This window comes from Shewanella frigidimarina, assembly GCF_003797125.1.
Lineage (GTDB): Bacteria > Pseudomonadota > Gammaproteobacteria > Enterobacterales > Shewanellaceae > Shewanella > Shewanella frigidimarina.
Map to the genome: position 1 here is coordinate 925,143 of NZ_RKKE01000003.1, position 24,679 is coordinate 949,821.

Sequence of the window (24,679 nt, forward strand, 5' to 3'; positions counted from 1 at the left end):
CGCATTTTTGCGTCGTTTCTCTTTGCAAAAATTCGGACTAAATTGTAAGTCTGAATTGATGCGCTTGTTATAAGCCATTTGCCACTTCAAGGTAAGACTTAGAACCAATACCAACCTGTGCCCAAACTTTACGTTTGTGGTTGCCAAGGTAATCGTATTGTTCGTCCATGTCCCAGAGAGTAACTATTTGATCAGGGAAAATATACTCCGACTCATTAAACGAGTGACTCTCCGATTCATTAGCGGAAATTGCATTAAATAAAGTAATGCCTTCAACATCAAATGCGTCAATACCACCAAACATAAGTTGGTAATTAACGTTTTGAGATACACCGATAAAGTCTACTAAGTCGTTTTCAAATTCAATTTGAAGACAACTATCAAAATAGAAATCGCTAGATCCATCGGACAAAGTAAAAAAACCAGAGAATAGTTCTTTAACTTGTTCTCTAGACATTCCAAGTTTGATGGGTCCAATTCCATCATGAGGCTTAATTACAAACTCCATACCTTCCTATGGCTTATAACGCCGCGTTAAGCGGACTAAAATTGTGGGTTAAAATGTGTAGCGAATAGAAACGTAACCAACTGTTTTAGTTCAGTTTAAACACCTTGTTAGTTGCTATATGGAGAGTCAAACATTGGCGTTTACTATACGCGAAAAATATGCATTTATGGCTAGACTTTTCATTAGAACTACACGCCAATGATTTATGCCATATAGGGTTTCTTCAGTAGCCAATAAATTTTCAACAAACAGCCTTACATTTGCTCCCCCACATCTAATGTGGGCAACACAAGAATTAAAAAGCTCCGTGATCTCGTCACTTGCCAATTCATTATATGTAAAAATTAATCCAAGTTTTTCGTAATGCGATAAGAGCACTTCCCACAAAGCGTTTTGTATATTGATAGGCCTTTGTATAGAAAACTGAGCGCCTATAGAACCTGCCCCAGTAACAATATTTACATTAATATATTGAACATTAGGAATTATATCTTTATAGAAATACAGGAAAGTTCTGTGAGTGTTATTTTTCCAAAAATTATTCTTAGTCGAATTACATGAACCACAACAAGGGACTAAATTTAATGCATGGACAGACAACTCTGGAAAGTGTGCTTCTGGTAAATAATGATCATATGTTTTAGGTAGGGTAACCCCACAATAGGGGCACCGCTTTAAAAACCTAGTAGGTTGTGTATCTTCTATTAATTTAAAGATCTCTTTTACTTTTTTCGTACGGCCTTTATAACAGCTTAATAAATCATCTTTATGCGCGGCAAGAGCAGGATCTTCGGGGAAGCTAAATAACGTATTCTGTACAATCGCTTGTTCAAATAGACTATACCGTGCAAGTATTTGAGGCTCTAATAGTAGTAAATTAGTTTTTGTTGTATTTGGGTTACCTTTAACGGTATTTGCTTTTGAACTCACCACATTTTTATGCCTTTGTGAGTAAGTTACAACTGCCGAAGGAGCTACCATTGTTTTCATTTATCATCACCATACTGTGCAAGCAAGTATGCTTTTGCATTAAAACCTAATCCATTTTCAAATAAGTTATTTACCTCTTCAAAAGGCATTGTTTTAGATAACCCCTTTAACACTGTTTTATAGTGATTCGTAATATTAACTGTATCAAATACATGCCTTGTTAATTCAGAAATATTTTTCCCAAATGTTTCAAAATTCATAATTGACGACAATGTACTATTACCTTCTCTCGTCAGCAAGATCACTCTTTTTCTAGGGATTTCTTGTATAACAATCGGAGAATGCGTTGCAATAATTGCAAAAGAGTTAAATTGTTTTAGCATTTTATTCATCACATTAAATAGATGTGCAACAGCATTAGGATGTAAATGAGTTTCTGGCTCATCAAATAGAACCAAGGTATTATCTTGTATTTTAGCAACAAGCGCAGTAACGAAATGGGCTAGAATAGATTGACCAGAACTTAATAATGATAATGCACCATCATCAGACTCATGATCATTATTTATCTCATTTTCAAGTTTAGAATTAAACTCAACACTTGAATTATCAAGAATTTGCGACATAAACGAAATCCATGTACTTGAACGCCCCAACTCATTAATTTTTAACAGGTTACCTTTGTAATTTTCAATAAGAGATGTTTTTGACAAATTCCCATTTTCATTTCTAATTCCACAATAGGCATAGCTTGCCTGAGGGTTTTTAGGTCTAATAAACTTATCAAAAGCACTATATGAAACTGTTATTACACGATTGAATATTGGTCTATTTCCTTTGGACCTTTCATTTTTATCATCAATTGTTTTTTGAGATACTCTACCAACCTGAACTAAATCCTTAGCTAATTCCCCCATTAAATGAGTTTTTCCTACTGCGTTACGACCAATTATGCCTACTATTCTGCCAGGTAAATAATCATACTCATCAAAATCAACTGAAATACTGAATGGGTTATCAGCGCCTTCAATATCTACAGTATATTCAAAGGAAAAATCTTCATCGTATTCTTCATCAAGGATAATAGACCGACCAAAACGGAATGAACTGCTAGCACTATTTTCTCTAAACAATGCATTTCTATATGCTGATTTGCTCTCGAATACATCAGCCTTATTCGATTGCCACGAAATATCATTTAAAGACTCTAAGATAACTGCAGACTAATTAGATCCAATAGCTTTAAAGAGATTTTTATAAAATTCAAGATTTTGCCCTAAACTGATATATTCATCTTCAAGATTTGAAAATTCAGGAGGAAGTAATTTATGTCCCTTACCTTTCTGTAATATCTTTATTTCACCTATTTGTACAACATCAGCTTTACTCTTATGGTACCGAAGATGGAAAGTACACACTGTACCAAAATCATCCCAATTATCAGTAGACAAACTAAAAACAGGGTAAACATCGCTAATTAATGGTGTATTGAATCCTTTGACTTTAAACATAGATTATTAGATACCTCGGAGAATGATGGTTTGCAACTAACGCTAAATTAAACGGCAAAATAAGTTGGATTGCTTTTTTGCGTTACTTTGCAAAAAACGAGACAAGCTTTTTTTGTCCGATTGAATGCCTTGATACTCATTGAGCCCCCTCCCTAGCAAGCCGCATCAGCGGTATGCTTAAGGTGACTAAACCAACAGGAGAAAGCTCAATGAGATTTTATAATAACTCACATCCATACTACTGTGGTATCGATTTACATGCGCGTTTACTTTATGTCTGTATCATTGATTCTAAAGGGGAAGTTGTAGCTCATAAAAAGATAGGTGCCAGTAAAGATGACTTATTACTCATTCTAGAACCTTATATCGGCAATGTAATTGTCGGGGTTGAGTGCATGCATTGCTGGTATTGGGTGTCAGACTGGTGTGCTGAACTTGGGATTGATTTTATCTTAGGTCATGCGCTTTATATGAAGGCGATTCACGGTGGTAAAACCAAAAATGATAAAGTCGATTCCTTTAAAATTGCCACACTACTGCGTGGTGGTAACTTTCCAATAGCTTATGATTATCCAAGTGAAATGCGCGCAGCTCGTGATCTACTGCGCCGAAGAATGAAGATTGTCCGTCACGGGGCCATGCTCAAAGGTCATGTGGTTAACACCAACAGCCAATACAATTTACCTGCCACTGAACTTAACCTTAAAAACATCTCTGCAAGAAAAAAACTTCGCGAGCAATATCAAGATCCTATCGTACAACGCAACATTGATTTAGACATGGCACTACTTGATTGTTATGCAAAGGAACTCGCACAGGTTGAATGGTTCATTGAAAAACAGGCCAAAAATCATAATCCCGTCTATTTAGAATTACTGAAAACAGTACCAGGTATTGGCAAGATTTTGTCACTGACAATCCTCTATGAAATCGGTGATATCAGTCGATTTGAGTCAGTACAAAAGTTTGCTTCATACTCTCGATTGGTCAAATGCAAAGCAGAATCAGCGGGTAAAACCTATGGCACCAATGGCAATAAAATCGGTAATGCTCATTTGAAATGGGCATTCTCAGAAGCAGCGGTGCTGTACCTGCGAGGCAATGACAAAGCACGTAACTACCTTAATCGATTACAAAAACGAATGAGTAAAGCAAAGGCGTTGTCTGCACTGGCACATAAGCTTGGTCGCTGCGTCTATTTCATGCTGAAGAACAAAACGGTGTTTGATGAACAACGATTCTTAAAAGGATAAGTCGCGCAATAAGGTGAGCTGAACGTCTAACTAGATACTCTTAAAAAGGAGAAGCGAGCATGACCGTGAATGATGTGGCTAATGAAGCAATGACTTCTCACCATCATCACTATGCCAAATGCTATTTAAGCTACATTGCCTGCTGTTGATTTTACAAAGAATGACACCTTATTGGCGCGCATTAATAAATACAATCAACAAAGTCGTTTACACCCTAAATGAGCCTGAAACTAACTGTGCAAAAAGCACCTCTGACTTGAATAGTGCCATCTTAGGGTTAACCGATAAATGTCTCGGCTTTAGCCTCCTGCGTCGCTCTACCTCCTAAATCCATTTAGTCGTAGTGCCCCTGGATTGATAAGCGGCAGGCAGCGATAAGATCGCGCTAAGAGAGCCTCTATATGTGTTTGCTGTAAACGATGATTTGACAGCTAAATGACAGGCGAAGTAGATGAATTTGTTGATTGATTTAAATTTGACTGCAAAAGCAGTCAAATAAGTTAGGCTCGCCTATTGACTGGCGGAAGGCTCATATGTGTTAGCTCGATTTAGCTATTGTTCTAATTTTAGTTCAACTCTCATTTGCTTAATTATTTCCTTTTGAAGAAATCCAATTTCTTTACCCTTACTCTTCATTTGGATAGCAATTGGCGATTCAAAATCAGGCATAGTAAATGCCTGCTTCATTTCAGTTAGCCACTCAGCAGATAACTCTAATATTTCCTGATGAGCTTCTTCAAATTCATTAGTTAACGCAAATAGTTTTGGAGATCCTAAAACCTTTAATGTGGTGCTTTCTTGAGTTGCTTTTCTATGTGCTGTTTGGATCTTCATTGGGAATTCATTTACTGCGTCCTGAAACTCAATCAAAGCATCGTTTGAGTTATCTGAATCCAATAGCTTTTTGAATTGATCTTTTAGCGTCACCTGAGAAAACTCTTCATAGTCGTTGCCAACACCAGAAGCCGCATCTTCAAATTTTTTGAAGTATTCGGAGTAAACTTTAGTTCTTATTTCTAAAATTCGATCTTCTCGCTCCCTTTTTCCTTTCAAATAATGCAATAAGATAGGTATTAAAACGGATGCTAATATGACACAGACAGCAGGAACAATTACTTTGGGCTCAAACCAAGCATTAAGTGCTATTTCTTTTACGACATCCGATGACACAGTAATGCTCCCTGAGAGCTAACGCCCAGTTAAACGGACAAAAATTGTTGGCTATAATTTTGTGAGGAACGAACAATAGCCAACTGTTTTTGTTCCGTTTAAAGTGCTTGTTAGGTTATTATCTGACAATTGGACTTATATATTTTGTATGAACCCACCCAGAGAATATTTCAGAAGAATTTAAATTTGTAAATTCAACTTGAGCCCACTGATTTTTGACCAAAAGAAGGTTTACTACTTGATTTGGAGATAATACTATTAAAATATTATTTACATTTGGATTCGGCTCTTTCCTTACATTAAGAAATGTAGTTGAGTAATGCGGGTTATTAATATCTTTACTCTCCAGAACAAGCTCTTGTGATATGTATTTTTCGAATTCTAATAATTGAAGAGTTAACTTTTCTTCTGTTTCTAAAGAACTAGCATATGAAATAAGAAATAAAATAAATCCAAATATTAAACTTATATAATCAACATTCAAATCTTTATCACTTTGAATATTAACTTTTAAATTATCGTTATTAGAAATAACATTTTCATCGTTGCCATTACTTTTTTTATGAATATATTCAAGAGCCTTCCTAGGAGTATTGAGAAGAAGCTTTAATAATAGAGGGTTTCCTTCTATAAAATTTATTACCTTATCTATATCTGGGCTTGCTATTTCATTTTTCATCTTATAATGCAGAGATCTAAGATGTAATAACTCTTTAGCATTAAGACCTGATAAGGGTAATATATTCTCTATTCCTTCTAGAACAACCATTCTTCCAGCTATAACGAGCGATGCAGTAGTATCACAAAGAAAGTCTTTTACTTTATTTAGATCAGATAATTTTAATAATTCCGCATCATCAATCACCACCAGAGCTTGTGTTTCAAATGATTGTTTTAAAATAGAAATTTCATTTAGTATGCTTGCACAACCAATATGTGCAGAAAGATGGTAAATCCCTCCCGAAAATAAATTAGAATACTCTCTTTCAAACATCCTTAACAAAGAGGTTTTACCAATCCCTCCGACTCCTGTAATAACAGTTACAGAATTTTTCTTAGAAGTATATTCAACCAGCCTTTCAAGCTCTTTTGTTCTACCAACAAAGAAGGATTCTGGTTGCATATCTTGAAATGGAATTGAAAGCATACTTTTCCCTAGTAATCTAACGCCCACTTAAGCGGACAAAAATAGTTGGTTAAAATGTGTAGCGAAGCGGAACCTAACCAACTGTTTTTGTTCCGTTTGAAGTTCTTGTTAGAGTTCGTTTCCTAGCTGACATCAGTGTTTTTAATTCCAAAAGGTATATGAACCGAAGGAGCTACTGAGCTTGTAGAATCTAAATGTCCTGATTGGTCATCGAAGAAGATATGAGGTTTAAGAACACCCAATATCAAACCTTTATCTACACCGCCAAGGAAAAATGCATCATTAGCCATTACACCCCATTCCTTTAAGGTATTTAGCGCTCGTTCATGCGATGGTGCATTACGAGCTGTAACAATTGATACACGAAGCCTATTTTTATACTCTGGCTCATCCCGTTTCTTTTGTTCCTCAAGCTTTTGAATATCAGATATTTTAACAAGAAATTCCTTTAATGGCCCAGGATTATGTGGTTGTAATACATTTTTGGTTTCATGTTCGTGAAACTCACTAAGGCTTGTATTATGCATAACCGCTTCGGACTCATCATCAGCTAAAACACCATCAAAATCGAACGCAATTCTTAAATCATTATCGTCTTCATCCACAATAGTTGACTTTAGAACATGACCAGCAGGGTATCCCATCCCAATTGCTTCTTTAATATCAGACGAATTACCAGATAAAAACAATGAAATACTTAATGCTGGAATATATTCATAAGGAGATTTCCCTTGCATAAAAATAGCTCGAGAAATGGGAAGTTCATGGTGTTTAATTGATTTCATAACTCGTAGTCCAGTATCAGGATCATTACGTGAAAGCAGTACAACTTCAACAAGTGGATCTGTCTCTGGATTATCACTCAAATTATTAAGAGACAATAAGCGTTTAATAAATGAAAATGACACACCTTTATCAAGTGGGTTATCAACATTTTCTGATTGGTATTTCCTATATTCTTCCTCACCTTTTGTTCGGAAGACAGTATCCGACTCGATTAAATCAAACATAGCACTTGAAGCAACGCCAATAACTAATCTTTTACCTAACTCATAGGCCATATCTACATTCCAAATTGTTGATGAATCGCTAAGAACTCTAACAGCTTATTGAACGGCTCGCCCGATAAAGTCGGCTGTTCAAGTTATTGATTTATATCATCCTACATTCTCTATGTCTTTGATGTAAAGCGATAAAACACTCTCAACATCCTAAAACAAAACGAGCTTGCGTGTTAATGTCATTTAAAAAACAAGCAATGAAATTTATTTTCAATATTATCAATCAATTATAGTTTTCTAATTAAGCCTACGTTACGACTTTAGGCTTACTTAATGAATTGTTTGATTTAAATTAAGCCAAATCTCATTATACCTGTATATAAAACCAGTTCATTAAATTATGCAATCTATGCAGTAAAAATGACATCTGTAAAAGAGCAATATCAATTAAATTTTGTATGGAAAACGAAGGTAAGCATTGTTAAATAGAGCTTTGGTTCTAAGTAACTTTGTCTCAAAAAAAGTTAGTTTTCTTGACTTGGAAATGGACCGATTCAACATTAAAATTGAGGTCGTTGAAGAAAATAGCGTGAGCCTGACAGGATGTCAGGCTAGCTTTCGCGGTACAGGATGTACCATCGGAAGCGTTAGCGTTAGCATTTTCATTCTTTACTATAAAGAGTTGGCCGAAGCGGACTACAAACGAAGCTAAAAGCTGGATCAATCCCCATGGCGACCTTTTCGCCGCTGTTGTTTTGTAAATAGCGAAAATGTTGCGGGGCGGCTGGGCTAATTCTTATAAAGAGTAAAGAGGGAATAGCCGTTGATTTCCTTTTGGTCTGGTGTGGCCGCAGGCCATAGCCTAAACAAGCTTTGGGGCATAAATAAGTTAAAGATTTTACTTTCAAAAGGTGTGATTCAACTCTGAACTTGAAGCCGTTGAGAACTCTTTATACAAGAATGCATGATGCTCACATGGCCTTTCTCGCACCAAATTGCTGAAATGGCCGTTGACGGGGACCTAAGTCAGCATGTGAATAAGGTTTCGTCGAATTTGTTCGGCTGCGCCTCATATCTATAGCAAATATGTTAGTTATCCTTAGGACATCATTAATAGCGCCTATGAATCTCGCAATTCTCGACGTAAGATCTTGCCAACATTTGATTTTGGCAATTCATCTCTAAATTCGATTATCCTTGGGTTTTTATAACCAGTAAGATATTTTCTACAATGTTTTTTTATTTCATCAACGGTCACATTACCTTTGCGTACAATAAATAATTTAACTTTTTCTCCTGTGGCGTCATCAGGGATGCCAATGGCCGCAGCTTCGATGATGTGAGGATGAAGGGTTGCAACTTCTTCAATTTCAGTTGGATAAACATTAAATCCCGACACTAGAATCATATCTTTTTTACGGTCTTCAATATAAAAAACTCCATCGTCATCCATTATTCCTATATCGCCAGAGCTTAACCACCCTCCTGCATGCATTACAGTATTGGTTTCGGCTTCTTGTTGCCAATAGCCTTTCATCACTTGGGGCCCTCTAATTTGAATTTCACCAATTTGGTTAGGACCTAAAGGTTCATTTTCATCATTAACGATACGGAGTTCAGTGCTGGGTAAAGGGACACCAATTGAAGAAATAAATGATTGTTGTTGATGAGTACCTGCAGCGACTACTGGGGAACATTCAGTTAAGCCATATCCTTCTATGACAGGCATTCCAGTGAGCTGTTGCCAACGATCAGCAATATGTTTCTGCGTCGGCATTCCACCTGCAATAGTAAAACGAGCGTGACTAAAATCTAATTTTTGAAAACCAGCATGATTGTTTAGACCATTAAAAAGTGTATTTAAACCAAAAACCATTGTGAATGGATATTTACTTAAATCTGTTACGAAACCATCTATATCTCTTGGATTGGTAATGAGTAAATTTGTTGCACCGAGAAAGAGCATAAACATCATACTCACTGAGTTGGCAAAAATATGATAAAGCGGAAGTGGGGTTACGGCATATTCCTTATCATATAAGGTTCTTGGGCTAAAATGAGCATGAACCTGTAGAACATTAGAAATAATATTACTATGAGTCAGCATTGCCCCTTTCGCAGGCCCCGTCGTTCCACCTGTATATTGGAGATATGCTAAATCATCTACTGTTATTTGGGGATCAATAAAGGGAAGTTTCTTGCCTTCGGTTAATGCTCTACGCAATGAAATAGCGTCGGGAATATGATATTTAGGCACTATTTTTTTGACATGTTTGATAAGAAAGTTAACCAATGTGCGCTTATGCATCGCTAACTCATCGCCGATTTTGGTTAACATAACATGCTTAATGTTAGTCTCATGCAGTATTTGCTGAAGGTTATTACCAAAATTTGTTACGGCAACAATAGCACTGGCCCCTGAGTCTCGTAATTGATGTTTTAATTCTCGAGGGGTATAAAGTGGATTAACATTGACAATAATGAGTCCTGCTTTTAATGCACCTAAAATAGTGATCGGATATTGCAATAAATTAGGCATCATCAAGGCGATCCGTTCGCCTTTTTTCATTTTTAGTTCAGATTGCAGATAAGCAGCAAAAGCGTTACTTTTACTTTCGAGATCTTGATAGGATAAGCTATGTCCCATATTAATATATGCTGCTTTTTTAGCATGCGCATTAAAAGACTCTTTAAACAAATCATTGATATTGTTATACATACTTGAATCTATTTTTGTGGGCACATCCTCAGGATATTGTGTTAGCCACGGTTTATCATTTGTCATTATAGCCATCATTAATGTTGTTTAAACATCACTATTGTAAATTAACTCACCTAATTAGTATAAAAATAATAGCTTGAATTCAATGGATTAACTACTGTTCTAGGGGGGTGGCAGTAGTTAATATCTCGGAGTGTGACTCGTCCCTACTTTTATCGCTTTTCCGCCTAACTCTATCTTTCTTCATCAATGAAAAAAGCATTCAGCTACTGCACTATCATGACAGTTTCTACTGTGGCACATGCGTGTATCAGGGTTTGTTATTAAAGAAAGCTTAGTCAGTCAGACAAATGAACTAAAAAGCAGGATAAATCCCCATGGCGATTTTTCGTATCTGTGTTTAAGTCATTAAAGAAAATGTTGCGGGCTGGGCCTATTCATTTATAAAAAATAAACAGGTGACAGCCGTTGGTTTCCTGTTGTTTTGGTGTGTGTGATGCGCCACGATGTTAGTGGCCGCAGACCATATCGACAACAACAAACGCTATAATCAATATCCCCTACTCCCCAAACAGTAATAAGCAACCAATATCCCCTCACTCACAAAGAGTAAATCAATCACCCAACAGGCATTTTTTATATTTAATCGTTGTTTTCTTAATTGAATTAGCATTAGATGTAAGCAGGTTGTATTTGAAGGAAGAAATGACTGAATGAAAAATATTATTTGCGATATTGATGGTGTGCTACTGCATGACAACAAGCTAATCCCAGGAAGCGACAAGTTTATTCACCGCGTACTTGAACAAGGCAATCCGCTGGTTATCCTCACTAATTATCCCGTTCAAACTGGTAAAGACTTACAAAATCGACTCGGCGCTGCAGGTATTAATGTACCAGAAACCTGCTTTTATACCTCAGCCATGGCTACAGCAGACTTTCTGAAACACCAAACAGGGAATAAAGCCTATGTGATTGGCGAAGGTGCACTGACTCACGAGCTTTACAACGCAGGTTTTACCATAACTGATATTAACCCAGACTTTGTCATTGTGGGTGAAACCCGCTCTTACAACTGGGACATGATCCATAAAGCATCTCGTTTTGTTGCTGGCGGCGCACGCTTTATTGCAACCAACCCAGACACCCACGGCCCGGCATTTAGCCCAGCATGTGGCGCATTATGTGCAGCCATTGAGCGTATTACAGGTAAGATGCCATTTTATGTGGGTAAGCCTAGCTCGTGGATTATTCGCTCGGCGTTGAATCATATTCAGGGTCATTCTGAAAACACCGTTATTATCGGCGATAACATGCGCACCGATATTCTGGCTGGCTTCCAAGCGGGCCTGGAAACGATTCTGGTGACGACTGGTGTGAGCCAAATGAGTGATATAGACAAAGAACCTTTCAGACCAAATCACGTGTTTGCCTGCGCTGGTGATATCGACGTCGTTTAATTTGCACCAGTTAATGTCCGCCAGTTAATAAGCTGAGCATCCAAGACACAATTTACATTAGGTAACACAATTCCAAGCCAGTGAACTTGTTTTCAAGCACTGGCTTGCTTCATTATGCTTGTCTGAAATAAAAACTAATAACAATAACAGGATATAGCATGAAACGATTGTTTCCTTTTTGCGCCATTGCCTTACTGTCAGCATGTAACGGCGATGATGCTAAATATACTGCAACCGACGATATTATTCCGGCTAAAGTGACTGCGGTAACCTTTGATGAACAACGCTTTAGAACTGATATCGAAACATTATCGTCAGATAAATTTGAAGGTCGCGCGCCGACAACCCAAGGCGAAAAGCTTACCCTAGAATATTTGTCTGCCGCCTTCACCAAAATGGGGCTTAAAGGCGCTTATAAAGGAAGTTTTTTGCAACCGGTTCCAATGGTGAGCTACACCGCAAGCGAGCAACAACAAGTTACTTTAGCTGGGATGGATTTACAGTATCGCCAAGATATCGTGTTAGGCAGTCGTCACGATAGCAATCAAGTGAGTATTAAAGATGCGCCATTAGTGTTTGTTGGTTACGGTATTAATGCGCCTGAATATGGCTGGAATGATTACCAAGACCTCAACATGAAAGGCAAAATTGCCATCATTTTGGTCAACGATCCAGGCTTTGCACATCCAGAAGGTGCCAAGTTCAATGGTAAGGCGATGACTTACTATGGTCGTTGGAGCTATAAGTTTGAAGAAGCCAGTCGCCAAGGCGCGTTAGGCGCAATTATCATTCATGATACAGAACCTGCCTCTTACCCTTGGTCGGTAGTTGAAAACAGCTGGACTGGTACTCAACAAGATTTAGTTCAAAGCAAAGCAGAACAAGATCAGCGGGTCCAAGTTGAAGGTTGGTTAACCTTAGACAGTGCTACAGCCTTATTCGATAAAGCGGGCCTGTCATTAACGTCATTAATGGATCGCGCCGCAACCAATTCACTCAATGTCGATTTAGCCCAAACAGCCAGAATTGAATTTGCCAATAAAGCCGAATATGCCGACAGTTATAATGTGGTTGCAACATTAGCTGGCAGCAAACAAGCTGATGAGCAGATTTTATTTACTGCCCATTGGGATCATATCGGCACAGATGAAACCAAAGACGGCGACCAAATTTATAATGGCGCGTTAGATAATGCCACTGGTACCGCCGGTATTTTAGAAATTGCCCGTCAGTTTGCCCAGCAAGCTAAACAAGGGCATGGCTTAACCCGTTCATTAACCTTTATTGCTACTACTGGTGAAGAACAAGGCTTATTAGGTTCACGTTATTATGCCGCTAACCCAATTTATCCAATTGATAAAACCGTAGCAGTATTTAACCTCGACAGCACCAATATTTATGGCAAAACCAAAGATTACACGATTGTCGGTAAAGGCCAGTCTGAATTAGAAAACTATTTAGACCGCGCTGTCGCTAAACAAAATCGCACCAGCCAAGGCGAGCTAAACCCTGCATCGGGCGGTTTTTTTCGTTCAGACCACTTCAGCTTTGCTAAATTAGGCGTGCCAGCAGTATTTGCCGGTGGTGGTAACGAACCACTTGATGAAGCTACCGCACAATACAAAACGGCAATGTTGGTCAAAATGAAGGGCTGTTACCATAACGTTTGCGATCATTATCGTCCTGAATGGGATTTATCCGGTTCATTACAAGATTTAGGCGTGTACTACCAAGCCGCTGCTGAGTTAGGTAATAATCAAGATTGGCCAGGATACTTTGCCGGTTCTGAATTTAATCAATTACGTCCTGCAGATTAGTACCGCACCACCCTATTCCTTCCCCCCAAGCAAGGATTGGCCCATCATGTATTTGATGGGCTTTTTTTATTGGTATTTGGCTAGTACTGGCTATTAGCATCTGTGTCATCAAGCTTTGTGTCATTAGCCTCTAAGCTAAGCCTGTAGATAAACGTGACTTACACTTTACTAAATTCATTTAGCGCTTCGATGGCTAAAGCCGCCTTTTCTGTTTGCACAAAAATATGGTCATGATAATAAGCGGCAATAACATTGGCGCTTATGCCTTTTTCGGTGAGCTTATTGGCTACGGCGGCCGTTAAACCAACGGCATCAAGACTAGAATGCACCGTTAAGGTAATGCCTTTAAATACTGATTCAAAAGACAAGCCGCCCTTTATAGCTGCCGTTTTGGTTAATACTAACGTCAACCCTTCAGATTCGCGAAAGGTCGCAAGTGGCGATAAGCTGTGATAATCGCCATAATGGCCGCCCGGCACTGAGCAAAAAACGTATTCGTCATCTAACAATACCGGTGACATCGATGCGAGTAGTGCCGTTAAATTTGTTTCACCTACCATACCTTTTCCTTAAATATGTTTTCGTTATAAAGTGATTTTATTAATCACGATCTTCTAAGTGACCAATATAAGTCACTGACAGGAGTGACCAAGATAACCCTATCGAGAATTAAAACACTTAACAAGTTTGGCATTGATTGGTTGGCTATCACCGAGTGAATAAAAGCCCCATTATCGCGCATCAACATGTGACACTGGCGCTATTATGGCGATGTTAACGTCGTAAAATGACCATTAAGCCCCAATTTTGTTCAAATAAACATCAAGCGCACAGCATTAGTGCAATTATGGCTTTTAGTGGTATTTGATTATGAAATCTTAAAAAAAATAGCCATAATCGAGATAAAAATGAAGATACTTCAGCGAAGCAATTGTTTCACAATACATTACTCAAACAAAAAGATATTTAAAAGAGATAAAATCATTAAAATAGCCATATTTATGATGTTATCTCAAAAAACATGCTTGGCAGTTAACGCAAATGCTGGCAAAGTAGGAACCAGATAAAGATTAGCCAACGCAGCTGGAGCCGTATTATGTGTTCAATATTTTCAATTTTAGACATCAAAACTGATGCAAGCAAACTTCGCCAAGTGGCGTTAGAAATGTCAAAACTACTGCGTCACCGCGGCCCAGATTGGTCTGGCATATATGCTGATGACAAAGCCATTTTAGCGCATGAACGTTTATCGATTGTTGACGTTGACCACGGAGCGCAACCGCTTATCAGCCTTGATGGCAACATAGTATTAGCCGTAAACGGTGAAATTTATAACCACAAGCAGTTAAAAGCTCAGCTAGGTGACAAATACCAGTATCAAACTAACTCAGACTGCGAAGTGATCTTGTCACTGTACCAAGAATACGGTTGTGACTTTTTAGACAAACTGAACGGTATCTTCGCATTCGTACTGTATGACAAAGCCAAAGGCACTTACTTAATCGGTCGCGACCACATGGGCATTATCCCACTTTATACAGGTCTAGATTCGTCTGGTAACTTCTATGTTGCCTCTGAAATGAAAGCTCTCATGCCCGTGTGTAAAACGGTTGAAGAGTTTTACCCTGGACAGTATTTATATTCTGCCGACGGTAAACCAACCCAGTATTATCACCGTGACTGGCGCGATTTTGACGCCGTTAAAGATAACCCAGCTAGCATTGAAGAATTACGTGAAGCATTAGAAGCAGCGGTAAAACGCCAGTTAATGTCTGATGTTCCTTACGGAGTATTATTGTCTGGTGGCCTAGATTCATCAGTGATTTCTGCCATTACTCAAACATATGCAAAACACCGTATTGAAAACGACGGCGAAACAGGCGCATGGTGGCCACAACTGCATTCATTTGCAGTAGGGTTAGCTGAGTCTCCTGATTTGGTCGCGGCGCAAAAAGTGGCAGATGCTATTGGTACAATTCATCACCCTATTGTGTATACCTTCCAAGAAGGCTTAGATGCGATTAAAGAAGTGATTTATCACTTAGAAACTTACGACGTAACCACTATTCGTGCCGCTACGCCAATGTATTTAATGGCACGTAAAATTAAAGCCATGGGCATTAAAATGGTGTTGTCTGGCGAAGGTGCTGACGAACTATTTGGTGGTTACCTGTATTTCCATAAAGCGCCTAACGCCCAAGCGTTCCATGAAGAATTAGTGCGTAAGCTTGATAAGCTGCATTTATTTGATTGCTTGCGTGCCAACAAAGCCATGGCAGCATGGGGACTTGAAGCACGTGTGCCTTTCTTAGATAAAGAGTTTATTGACGTAGCAATGCGCATCAACCCTGAAGCGAAGATGTCTAAAGATGGTCGCATCGAGAAGCACATTTTACGTCAAGCATTTGAGCACAAATTACCAAAAGAAGTGGTATGGCGCCAAAAAGAACAGTTCAGTGACGGCGTAGGTTACTCGTGGATTGATGGCTTAAAAGCCCATGCAGCAGAAAACGTAGATGACGTGCAATTTGCTAACGCAAAATTCCGTTTCCCATACAACACACCAGAGTCGAAAGAAGCCTATTTTTACCGCAGCTTCTTTGAAGAGTTTTTCCCATTAGCCAGTGCAGCTGAAACAGTGCCAGGTGGAAAAACAGTTGCCTGTTCAACCCCTGAAGCACTATTGTGGGATGCAAGTTTACAAGGACTTAACGACCCATCGGGCCGCGCAGTTAAAAATGTTCACGCTAGCGCATATTAGATTTACGTGTTCTGTTCTTAAAATGTAAACGCATTTCAAGAACTGATGGCATTAACAGAAAAGCACACCAATTAATGGTGTGCTTTTTATTTTAAAAAATTACGCCTTAAAAAAGTTCATATATAACTAGTCATTTTCTGACATTTTTTTATTGAGATGAATAGTGCCAGTTTCTTTTCTCTTCTTGATTTTTATGTTGATAAGTTCCACCGTTAACGAGAATGCCATTGCAAAATAGATGTACCCTTTTGGTACATGGAAATCGAGCCCCTCAGCAACTAAAGTGAATCCAATTAACAATAAAAATGACAAGGCGAGCATTTTAATCGTCGGATTTTCTTCAACAAATATACTGATTGGTTTGGCGGCGAACAACATCACAATGACAGATAAAACGATAGCAATAATCATTATCGATATATTATCAACCAAGCCAACAGCAGTAATGACTGAATCTAATGAAAATACAATATCGAGAATCGCGATCTGAATTAACACTGAGTAAAAGCCAACTTGTGCAACACCATGAGTTGATTCGGTCGGAATATCAAAGCTCGTATGAATTTCATGAGTTGATTTGGCTAATAAAAATAAACCGCCAAAAATTAAAATCAAATCACGGCCTGAAATAGCATTATCTAGCAAGGTAAAAATAGGCTCTACGAGCCCCATGACCCAAAATAAACTTAATAGTAGACCTAATCTAGCTACCATCGCTAAACCTATCCCAATGAGTCTTGCTTTATCTCTTTGATGAACAGGTAACTTTCCAACCACAATCGAGATAAAAATAATATTATCAATACCGAGTACAATCTCGAGTGCTATCAGGGTTAAAAGTGCCACCCATGCTTGCGGATCTGCTATCCATTCGAACATATACTACCTCTATAATTGAATTACATTGCCATAGGTTACTCTCGCAGAGAATCTACATTAGCCAAAAATCAACCACAATAGACAACATTTGTTTTGTGAAAATATATTTTTTCTAAGCATTTATTTTAAATTTGCTATGAATGATTTTAAAAGTTAGTTTTAAGAAATAAACTTTATTTATATTGAGATACCATGACAGACATCAGCATTTTTAATCTTGAGATGACCGACCGCAGTCAATTAAAACCTAAGCACGATGCCAACGGCTTAACCGTGGTTGAAGTGAAAATAAAACAATATCAATTCAATCGTTTTTTATATCAATTTGTGGGTGCTGCCTGGGAGTGGACAGACAAATTAGCGTTGTCCGATAGCCAATGGCAGGAATACAGCGAAGCGGATAACTTGCATTTGTTTGTGGCCTATAAAGACGGTGCACCAGCGGGTTATTTTGAATTACAGCAGCAAGATGATGCAACTGTCGAGATTATGTATTTTGGTTTAGGCGAACGCTTTATCGGTAAAGGCTTTGGCGGCTATTTACTGACTCAAGCGATTGAACAAGCATGGTCGCTGCCTAACACTCGCCGAGTTTGGGTGCATACTTGCTCGTTAGATCACCCAAGCGCATTACAAAACTATCAAGCTCGCGGGTTTAGCTTATTTAGAACAGATACCGAACCCAGAACTAACCCAACAGCGGTGTAGCTCAATACGATATTGTAGTGATCAACAATTATAGATTAGCGCCCTACTAGCGTTTTTTACGTGCAATAGCGCGTTGTTGTAATGTTTCCAGCAACGCACTTTTTTGTTGTTGGTCCATAGTATGCCAAGCCAAAATCTCATCGAGCGAACGATGACAACCTAAGCAGATATCACGCTGGTCTAAACAACATTGCCTCACACAAGGTGAGGCAATTTGATTGTCGTTATTCTGACCAGACGGCATATTCGTTACCATTGACGTCGCTAAAATGGAAACGCCTACCGCCAGGAAAACTGAATACGGCTTTGGTGATGAGTCCACCAGCCTGAATGATTTTAGCTTCTGTGGCGGCCAAATCTTGGCTGTAAAGCACAATTAACGGGCTGCCATTTGCTAAGGTGAATTGAGAGTCTGCTTGATAAAAACCACCATCAATTCCGACCTGCAAAAAACAACTGTATTGAGGACCATAGTCTTGAAACTGCCAACCGAAAACCTGAGTAAAAAAGGCTTTGGTTGCGATGAGGTCTTTCACGGGTATTTCTAAATAATTAATACTATGATGTTGACTCATACTCACCTCTGTTACTCTGTTATTTGGCTGACAATATTATATGGCTGACAGTGCCACAAAAATAATAAGATTGTAGATTAACGTTATTGCTGCAGCAATGCCGCTACGGCACCAATAATACCGCCGAACACACCACCCCACACAACTAACCAACCCAAATGGGTTTTAATCATGTCTTGAATGATTTGTTTCACTAATTCTGGCGTAAGTTCATTTAAACGCTGTTCCACAATATTGGCCACTTTAGCTTGCATGTCTGCGATGACATCCGGCTTTTCAAGCTCATTGACTAAAATAGCATTGAACTCTTCACTTTGAGCCAGTTCAACTAACGACAGTTTCATTTTTTCAATAAACGGCTCTTTCAGTGGGATCAACGCCTCAGTACCACCAAACATCGCTAACATGCCACCAAACGATGACTTTTCGATAGTCGACACTAATGCATCAAATGATGGCGCTAAATCAATCTTTTCAATCACAGGGGTTAAATCAATACTGCTGGCGCTGCTGGTTGTCAAAAAGCGATCGATATTCTCTTGAGTAAAAAATTGCTGCATCATTAAATGTTTAATGCCCGCTTTAAACTCTTCAAATCGTGATGGAACCACACCGGAACCATATAAACCGGGGATTTTTTCAAACAACATATGGATTGCTAACCAGTTGGTTAATGCACCCGACAACGCAAATAACCCTATTGTCATGACGATTTGTTGTTGTAACACATACCCAACCAGCATGAAGATAGCCGCGATAAGGTTGGTTAATACGCTCTTATTCAATCTCTTTTCCTTAACATCTATGATGAAAAAATAATAAAAAACCTCAGCTATTTTATCAGAAATAACTGAGGTCTACATAATTCATCGTTCATCTCAGCGCAGGCTTGACTACCATCGTTAATGGTAAACAAATAATACTGATCAATTTACGCCGTACAACTTAAGGATTCAGGTTCGATAGGTACTTGAGAATCATGGTGGTTAATCAATAATACCCCAGTACTTTGTGCCAACAATTGGGCCTTTTGGTACATTTGGCTAACAACATCCTGCTGCTGATATTGAGGTTTTACAAACACATCTTCCAAATACCACACGGGAGCAAGGCGCAATGAAGAAAACGACGGGTACAATTGAATAAAACCCACCATTTCATCGTCTCTGATGGAGACAAAAATCATCGAATCATTTTCGGCCAAGCGGTGCTTCAAAAAATGATGACACGCGGGAAAGTCTGAGGGTTGTTGTAATTGCTGCCGATATAGATCAAATAGCAGGCTCAATGGTTCTAAATCGACGCTCGAAGCTAGACGTATTTGCATTTCTCATCCTTGAAAATAGAATTAAATACCGCGTATGAATATCGCAAGTATTATGCCTATTGAGTGATGGCATCGAGCCACCAGGTTAAAAACAATATGTCACTATAAGTATTTAACGCATAAAACAAAATTAACCGATGTAAATAAGATAAATAGAAAATCTATTAATTACATAAGCTTAAACATAAAGCTAACATCAATAAACATAAATGTAAATTAATCTATTTCACAAACAAAATAATCATCCGTTACGATTGTTTCTTTGGTAAAATAGCCAGCTGTTGCCACTGTTTTGTATCAAGATTACCTCATATGACCTCGTTTTTCGCGCAATTGCGCTCAGCGGTTAAACCGCGCTCTCGTATTCTAAAGTTAGCCCTTTATGGATTTACTGTTTATCTATTGGGTTGTGCTGTTCTTGGCGGATTAATTCCATATATTGCCAAACAACAAGCACCAACGATATTAACCGAGCAATTAGGCAGAAACGTTACCCTACAAGACATTAGTATCAACCCATTTACGTTAGAACTAACGGTATCGGGTTTTGCGATCAATGAGCTTGATAGCCCGAAAACCTTTGCATCATTCGCCACGGCCTATGGCAACATTCAATTATGGCAATCGATCACATCTTGGGCGGTAGTGATTGAAGATATCCGCCTACAACAACCCACCTTTAGAGTGGCGCGTTCTGAAACAGCAAATCAACACTTTGTATTTAACTTCAGTGACATTATTACCCGCCTAAGCCAAAATACTCAGCCAGCGCAAACCAGTACTGAACCGACTATTATACCGGCGATAAACATTGCTAACATTCAAATCCAACAAGGCGTGTTTACCCTAGACGACAACGTCACAGATACCCACATTAATTATCCCAATATCAATGTGTCATTGGCACAATTCAATAGCTTGAGTAGCGCATTAAACGACAAGCAAGACCAAGTAAATCGTTATAACTTACGCATAGAAGATCAATTCAAAGGCTCGGTCGCACTGCAAGGACAATTCCAGTTAGCGCCACTGGCAATAAAAGGCGATGTTAAGGTGACTGGGATTGATTTATCGCGTTACTGGTCTTTTGTTGATCAACTGTTTGCGATTAACTTAGCTGAAGGCACGCTGAGCCTAAACGGACAGTATGCAGTGACTTTACAAGACAAAAACTTAGCACCAATAAGCCATATCAATTTCACCAAAGCACAAATAGTGATTAATCATTTTAAAGCGCTACATCAGCAAGATGAAAAAATCGCCATTGATGTACTAGCGTTAAACAACATCAACCTAGATAGCCACAAAAAGCGCGTTAGCATTGGTGAGTTCCATACCGAAAAAGGTAATATCAAACTCAATATCACTCCTACTGGTGCTGATTTGGTTGCTTTATTGCTGCCTAAAGACACTGAGTTAACAACTACCGTAGATACCTCAGATTTATCTTCTACAGCCTCAACGACTACCGAATCTGCTATTATAGACACGACAGATTCAGAGACTGCTAACTCAGATGATCCAAAAGCTGACAGCACAGATGTGGCTGATACCATTACTGATAAAGCCATCGAGACAGTGAAAAAAGTCACCACTGAGCTCAAAACAAAAGCAGCTAGCGATGCAACTGAAAAAACAGATACAGATGCAGAGCCACTATTAGCGCAGCAATCACCACCATCAGCGACACAAGATGATCCAAAAGAAGCGACGGCTGAGTCAGGCTCACAAATTACTCAACAACATACAGCAATAGCGGCAGACTCCATCGAGGCTGACTCTCCTTGGTTAATCACACTAGACAAAATCAGTATCGCGCAGTATCAAGTTAAACTGGGTGAAGGCATTGCCAGTGATAAGATTATTCTTTGGCAAATCGGCCCAATTGACATCACTACAGGGGTAATAAAATCAGATCTATCCAGCCCGATTGATTATCAATTTTCGGCTGGAATCAATCAACAAAGCTTATTAACATCAACAGGACAAGTAGATGCATTAGCGCAAACGGTGAATGCTGAAATCGACTTTAGTAATATGTTGTTGTCACGCTTACAACCTTATATTGCTCCTTACATCAATATCACTATTGAAGATGGCATGTTTTCCACTAAGGGCATTTTGCATGCAGACGCTAAAGACACGCTAACCTACTCTGGCAGCGCAAACATCAGCCAATTACACATTAACGATAACGTGTTAAAACAACCTTTGCTGACATGGCAAACTATGGACATCAACCAGTTATCGTTTGATCGCCAACAAGCTAACATTGATATTGATGAAATAAACGTTGATAAGCTTTTTAGTCGCCTGATTATCTCACCCGACCGCAGCACCAATATTAGCGAGTTAATCAACACTCCTGCAGACATAAAGCAAACCACTGCTAGTGTTGAGACAGTTAAAGCTGCTGTTAGTCCAAGTAAAGCTGACCAAGCGACCTTATCGGCAGGTAATGAGCAACCCGTCGATGCACCGCAAATGAAGCTCAACATTAATAAGATTGGCTTTACAGACAGCTCGGCCTTCTTTGCTGACAATTCGTTAACGCCCAATTTTGCTTCGGGCATTGAAATGCTTAATGGTCAAATCACCAACTTATCATCAAACCCAGAAACCACCGCATCAGTGGATTTAGCCGGCAAAATAGACAAATACGCTCCGGTGACATTAAAAGGCGATGTTAACCCGTTATTAGCACAACCTTACCTTGACCTTAACTTGAACTTTGACAAAGTAGAGCTCACCTCGGTTAACCCTTATTCTGGCACCTATGCTGGTTATTATATTGATAAAGGCCAACTGTCATTGGACCTAACCTACCAGCTCAAAAACAATGAATTAGTTGGCAGTAATCATGTAGTGATTGATCAACTCGAGCTAGGTAAACGCAGTAACAGTAGTTTAGCAACCAGCCTACCTGTGACATTAGCGATAGCATTATTGCAAGACCGACATGGCGTAATTGATTTAGGCGTTGATGTGTCTGGAGACATTGATTCTCCTAGCTTTAGTTTTGGTAGCATCATCATTAATGCATTAGGCAATATCATAACCAAAGCGGTTACCTCACCATTTTCATTCTTAGCTGGCCTTGTGGACAGTGATGAACAAATAGATAAAATCAGTTTTGAGTATGGACGTAGCAACATCTCACTTAAACAAAAAAGTACTTTAGACAAACTGGCTAAAGCGTTAATAGACAGGCCGCTGCTTAATCTGAATATTAAAGGCAGTGTTGACTTAATTAACGATAAACAAGCATTAGCTGAAACCAAACTGCATAAACAACTGGCTAACACTGCAGGGATAAAGTTCAAAGATTTCCCAAAGAGTATATCTGCCAGTAAATACCCTGCTACGGGGCCGTTAGCAGATGCATTGTATCAATTGGTTGAGCAAGAGTTATCGCAGGACCCATTAGACATAAAACAAAAGTTACAGCAGAAAAAACCAAAACTGACTGAAGCAGAGCTCATTACGCGCTGGCACATTGGCTTGTACAATATGCTTAAAAATCACCAACAGTTTACTGCAGATGAATTTGGCCTTTTAGCTCAAAAGCGTGCTAAGGCGGTTAAAGCCTATCTCATTGCTCAAACAGAGATTGACCCAGGAAAAATATTTGTGCTTGAAAGCCGTATCAACACCGCAGAAGATGCCGCTGAAGCATTGCTGGAGTTACAAGTAAAATAACCTGTCTGTGGCTGTTAACCGCTATCGACATCGGGTAGACTGCGCATACATTGCAAACGAGTAATAACAAGCGTTTGCAATCATGACGTATCATTAATATTGTTAAGATTGAGGTTATCTATGTTTATCGTTCGCTGGATTTTAGGTCGAATTATTTTGTTGTTAAATTTTGTGTTTGCTCCTAAAAAGCGCCAACGTCCGCAAGATCAACAAGCTATTGTCGATCAACAAACTCAATCATTGGCATTGTATCAATACGCCGCCTGCCCTTTTTGTGTCAAAGTTCGTCGTGATATTCGTCGCCAAAATTTAACCATTAACTTAGTCGACGCCAAACAAGATGACAACAAAAGCGTGTTAGTAAGCCAAGGTGGCAAGCTACAAGTGCCTTGTTTGCGTATTGAGCAAGACGGCAACACCCAGTGGTTATATGAATCAAAAGCCATTACCAGCTACCTCAACGAACGTTTCGCATAAAGCACTGGTTATGTCATGTCGCCACAGTTTCTTTCAGCACTGTGGCTAACATATTGCTGCATAGATATTTTCAAATCGGGCCATGCTTGTATCAATAAAGGTCATGACAATATTTTGCAGCATTTATTCACGTTTCATTTAACATCAAAACGAATGAGGTTATGAGTGTCAAAAATTAGCTTAATCATCTGCAGTCTCATACTGCTTAGCGCCTGTAGCGCAAGCGAACCTGATCCTATGGACTTTGCGGGGCAGTTTCGCGATGCATTCAGTACTCAAATTAAAGGCAATGGGATTAAATTATTTGTTTATAAAGCCAAATTAGCTACTGCCCTTGATCGCAGCATTCCTGGTGACGCCCCGCATGAAAGAAGAATTCGCAGTAAACAAGATGCCCAGAGTTATCAAATTGAACAACGTAACGCAGAGAATCGCCTAGAATTATGGCATCAACAAATTGATCTTGGCCTTAGAAAAACCATCGAAATGAATGGTTATTGTAAAGCCGGTTATATTGAATTAAGTCGTTATGTTGAAACTGAGCGCGGTGAAATTCGTGGCGAATGTAACGATGGTGCTACCGCTGAAGATATGAAAAAATTCGGCGCCTAATTGCCAAGCCGATGCGGCTTTAACTGACTTAATAGGTTAATTATTGTCGCCGACGGATAAAACACTATATCCAGCTAAGCAATTAAGCTAAAATTAGCATCCAAATTTTCTCGTGATGTTGC

22 protein-coding genes are annotated in these 24,679 nt (G+C 38.9%); 8 read left to right on the forward strand and 14 right to left on the reverse strand.

All coding sequences use genetic code 11. The annotated features are described in order from the left end of the window. Positions 1-67: 67 nt before the first annotated feature. The 4 genes from EGC86_RS13440 to EGC86_RS21075 form a co-directional block, all read right to left on the reverse strand. Complete coding sequence (locus EGC86_RS13440; protein ID WP_123777877.1) at positions 68-508, reverse strand: hypothetical protein; 441 nt, start codon at positions 506-508, stop codon at positions 68-70. A gap of 126 nt (positions 509-634) precedes the next feature. Continuing rightward, entirely contained in the window at positions 635-1,498 is an 864-nt protein-coding gene (locus tag EGC86_RS13445; RefSeq protein ID WP_123777878.1) for an HNH endonuclease, read from the reverse strand. Beyond that, complete coding sequence (locus EGC86_RS13450; RefSeq protein ID WP_245423152.1) at positions 1,495-2,571, reverse strand: AAA family ATPase; 1,077 nt, start codon at positions 2,569-2,571, stop codon at positions 1,495-1,497. The genes EGC86_RS13445 and EGC86_RS13450 overlap by 4 nt, the downstream gene beginning before the upstream one ends. A gap of 90 nt (positions 2,572-2,661) precedes the next feature. Next, positions 2,662-2,949, reverse strand: coding sequence for a hypothetical protein (locus EGC86_RS21075; RefSeq protein ID WP_245423153.1), 288 nt, complete (start codon positions 2,947-2,949; stop codon positions 2,662-2,664). 209 nt (positions 2,950-3,158) lie between these two features. Between EGC86_RS21075 and EGC86_RS13455 the strand changes: the two genes are divergently transcribed. Continuing rightward, on the forward strand, positions 3,159-4,202 hold the full coding sequence (locus tag EGC86_RS13455) for an IS110-like element ISShfr7 family transposase (RefSeq protein WP_123777879.1): 1,044 nt from the start codon (positions 3,159-3,161) through the stop codon (positions 4,200-4,202). Positions 4,203-4,754: 552 nt separating this feature from the next. Here EGC86_RS13455 and EGC86_RS13460 read toward each other — a convergent pair. From EGC86_RS13460 to EGC86_RS13475, 4 genes are all read right to left on the reverse strand, one after another. Further along, a complete protein-coding gene (locus tag EGC86_RS13460; protein WP_123777880.1) occupies positions 4,755-5,372 on the reverse strand; it encodes a hypothetical protein in 618 nt (205 codons plus the stop codon). 118 nt (positions 5,373-5,490) lie between these two features. Beyond that, positions 5,491-6,519 carry an SH3 domain-containing protein gene (locus EGC86_RS13465; protein WP_123777881.1) on the reverse strand — a complete coding sequence of 343 codons (1,029 nt, stop codon included), beginning with the start codon at positions 6,517-6,519 and terminating at the stop codon, positions 5,491-5,493. Between the two features lie 122 nt (positions 6,520-6,641). After that, entirely contained in the window at positions 6,642-7,580 is a 939-nt protein-coding gene (locus EGC86_RS13470) for a 5'-nucleotidase (protein WP_123777882.1), read from the reverse strand. Between the two features lie 1,060 nt (positions 7,581-8,640). Beyond that, positions 8,641-10,317 (reverse strand): AMP-binding protein, encoded by a 1,677-nt coding sequence (locus tag EGC86_RS13475; RefSeq protein WP_123777883.1) that lies wholly within the window; start codon positions 10,315-10,317, stop codon positions 8,641-8,643. A gap of 638 nt (positions 10,318-10,955) precedes the next feature. On the opposite strand from EGC86_RS13475, the gene EGC86_RS13480 reads away from it, so the two are divergent. Together EGC86_RS13480 and EGC86_RS13485 are read left to right on the forward strand one after the other, a co-directional pair. Continuing rightward, positions 10,956-11,702, forward strand: a complete 747-nt coding sequence (locus EGC86_RS13480) for an HAD-IIA family hydrolase (RefSeq protein ID WP_011637074.1) — start codon at positions 10,956-10,958, stop codon at positions 11,700-11,702. Positions 11,703-11,860: 158 nt separating this feature from the next. Then, positions 11,861-13,519: a M28 family metallopeptidase gene (locus EGC86_RS13485; protein ID WP_123777884.1), complete on the forward strand. Its 1,659-nt coding sequence runs from the start codon at positions 11,861-11,863 to the stop codon at positions 13,517-13,519. A 158-nt stretch (positions 13,520-13,677) separates the two neighbouring features. On the opposite strand, the gene EGC86_RS13490 is transcribed toward EGC86_RS13485, so the two are convergent. Then, positions 13,678-14,079: an ACT domain-containing protein gene (locus EGC86_RS13490; protein WP_123777885.1), complete on the reverse strand. Its 402-nt coding sequence runs from the start codon at positions 14,077-14,079 to the stop codon at positions 13,678-13,680. A 536-nt stretch (positions 14,080-14,615) separates the two neighbouring features. Here EGC86_RS13490 and asnB point away from each other — a divergent pair. After that, a complete protein-coding gene (gene asnB, locus EGC86_RS13495) occupies positions 14,616-16,280 on the forward strand; it encodes an asparagine synthase B (protein ID WP_123777886.1) in 1,665 nt (554 codons plus the stop codon). A gap of 126 nt (positions 16,281-16,406) precedes the next feature. Here asnB and EGC86_RS13500 read toward each other — a convergent pair whose 3' ends face one another. Beyond that, entirely contained in the window at positions 16,407-17,159 is a 753-nt protein-coding gene (locus tag EGC86_RS13500) for a TerC family protein (RefSeq protein ID WP_123777887.1), read from the reverse strand. A 192-nt stretch (positions 17,160-17,351) separates the two neighbouring features. Here EGC86_RS13500 and EGC86_RS13505 point away from each other — a divergent pair, with 192 nt between their 5' ends. After that, complete coding sequence (locus EGC86_RS13505; RefSeq protein ID WP_011637069.1) at positions 17,352-17,867, forward strand: GNAT family N-acetyltransferase; 516 nt, start codon at positions 17,352-17,354, stop codon at positions 17,865-17,867. Positions 17,868-17,913: 46 nt separating this feature from the next. Here EGC86_RS13505 and EGC86_RS13510 read toward each other — a convergent pair whose 3' ends face one another. The 4 genes from EGC86_RS13510 to EGC86_RS13525 all read right to left on the reverse strand — a co-directional run bounded on the left by EGC86_RS13510 (position 17,914) and on the right by EGC86_RS13525 (position 19,769). After that, a complete protein-coding gene (locus EGC86_RS13510) occupies positions 17,914-18,111 on the reverse strand; it encodes a DUF1289 domain-containing protein (protein WP_011637068.1) in 198 nt (65 codons plus the stop codon). Beyond that, on the reverse strand, positions 18,092-18,442 hold the full coding sequence (locus EGC86_RS13515; protein WP_011637067.1) for a VOC family protein: 351 nt from the start codon (positions 18,440-18,442) through the stop codon (positions 18,092-18,094). The genes EGC86_RS13510 and EGC86_RS13515 overlap by 20 nt, the downstream gene beginning before the upstream one ends. 83 nt (positions 18,443-18,525) lie before the next feature. Further along, complete coding sequence (locus tag EGC86_RS13520) at positions 18,526-19,227, reverse strand: DUF445 domain-containing protein (RefSeq protein ID WP_123777888.1); 702 nt, start codon at positions 19,225-19,227, stop codon at positions 18,526-18,528. Positions 19,228-19,373: 146 nt separating this feature from the next. Continuing rightward, a complete protein-coding gene (locus tag EGC86_RS13525; RefSeq protein WP_011637065.1) occupies positions 19,374-19,769 on the reverse strand; it encodes a GNAT family N-acetyltransferase in 396 nt (131 codons plus the stop codon). Positions 19,770-20,081: 312 nt separating this feature from the next. On the opposite strand from EGC86_RS13525, the gene EGC86_RS13530 reads away from it, so the two are divergent. The 3 genes from EGC86_RS13530 (at position 20,082) to EGC86_RS13540 (ending at position 24,557) form a co-directional block, all read left to right on the forward strand. Next, positions 20,082-23,468, forward strand: coding sequence for a DUF748 domain-containing protein (locus EGC86_RS13530; RefSeq protein ID WP_123777889.1), 3,387 nt, complete (start codon positions 20,082-20,084; stop codon positions 23,466-23,468). Positions 23,469-23,588: 120 nt separating this feature from the next. Continuing rightward, entirely contained in the window at positions 23,589-23,945 is a 357-nt protein-coding gene (locus EGC86_RS13535) for a glutathione S-transferase N-terminal domain-containing protein (protein ID WP_011637063.1), read from the forward strand. Between the two features lie 165 nt (positions 23,946-24,110). Then, positions 24,111-24,557 carry a phospholipase D-like domain-containing protein gene (locus tag EGC86_RS13540; protein ID WP_102036798.1) on the forward strand — a complete coding sequence of 149 codons (447 nt, stop codon included), beginning with the start codon at positions 24,111-24,113 and terminating at the stop codon, positions 24,555-24,557. Positions 24,558-24,679 lie beyond the last annotated feature (122 nt).

Bases quoted from the DNA above. Each gene is read 5' to 3' on its own strand.
- EGC86_RS13440 (WP_123777877.1), bottom strand. From the start codon at position 508: ATGGAGTTTGTAATTAAGCCTCATGATGGAATTGGACCCATCAAACTT.
- EGC86_RS13445 (WP_123777878.1), bottom strand. From the start codon at position 1,498: ATGAAAACAATGGTAGCTCCTTCGGCAGTTGTAACTTACTCACAAAGG.
- EGC86_RS21075 (WP_245423153.1), bottom strand. From the start codon at position 2,949: ATGTTTAAAGTCAAAGGATTCAATACACCATTAATTAGCGATGTTTAC.
- EGC86_RS13455 (WP_123777879.1), top strand. From the start codon at position 3,159: ATGAGATTTTATAATAACTCACATCCATACTACTGTGGTATCGATTTA.
- EGC86_RS13465 (WP_123777881.1), bottom strand. From the start codon at position 6,519: ATGCTTTCAATTCCATTTCAAGATATGCAACCAGAATCCTTCTTTGTT.
- EGC86_RS13470 (WP_123777882.1), bottom strand. From the start codon at position 7,580: ATGGCCTATGAGTTAGGTAAAAGATTAGTTATTGGCGTTGCTTCAAGT.
- EGC86_RS13475 (WP_123777883.1), bottom strand. From the start codon at position 10,317: ATGATGGCTATAATGACAAATGATAAACCGTGGCTAACACAATATCCT.
- EGC86_RS13480 (WP_011637074.1), top strand. From the start codon at position 10,956: ATGAAAAATATTATTTGCGATATTGATGGTGTGCTACTGCATGACAAC.
- EGC86_RS13485 (WP_123777884.1), top strand. From the start codon at position 11,861: ATGAAACGATTGTTTCCTTTTTGCGCCATTGCCTTACTGTCAGCATGT.
- EGC86_RS13490 (WP_123777885.1), bottom strand. From the start codon at position 14,079: ATGGTAGGTGAAACAAATTTAACGGCACTACTCGCATCGATGTCACCG.
- asnB (WP_123777886.1), top strand. From the start codon at position 14,616: ATGTGTTCAATATTTTCAATTTTAGACATCAAAACTGATGCAAGCAAA.
- EGC86_RS13500 (WP_123777887.1), bottom strand. From the start codon at position 17,159: ATGTTCGAATGGATAGCAGATCCGCAAGCATGGGTGGCACTTTTAACC.
- EGC86_RS13505 (WP_011637069.1), top strand. From the start codon at position 17,352: ATGACAGACATCAGCATTTTTAATCTTGAGATGACCGACCGCAGTCAA.
- EGC86_RS13510 (WP_011637068.1), bottom strand. From the start codon at position 18,111: ATGCCGTCTGGTCAGAATAACGACAATCAAATTGCCTCACCTTGTGTG.
- EGC86_RS13515 (WP_011637067.1), bottom strand. From the start codon at position 18,442: ATGAGTCAACATCATAGTATTAATTATTTAGAAATACCCGTGAAAGAC.
- EGC86_RS13525 (WP_011637065.1), bottom strand. From the start codon at position 19,769: ATGCAAATACGTCTAGCTTCGAGCGTCGATTTAGAACCATTGAGCCTG.
- EGC86_RS13530 (WP_123777889.1), top strand. From the start codon at position 20,082: ATGACCTCGTTTTTCGCGCAATTGCGCTCAGCGGTTAAACCGCGCTCT.
- EGC86_RS13535 (WP_011637063.1), top strand. From the start codon at position 23,589: ATGTTTATCGTTCGCTGGATTTTAGGTCGAATTATTTTGTTGTTAAAT.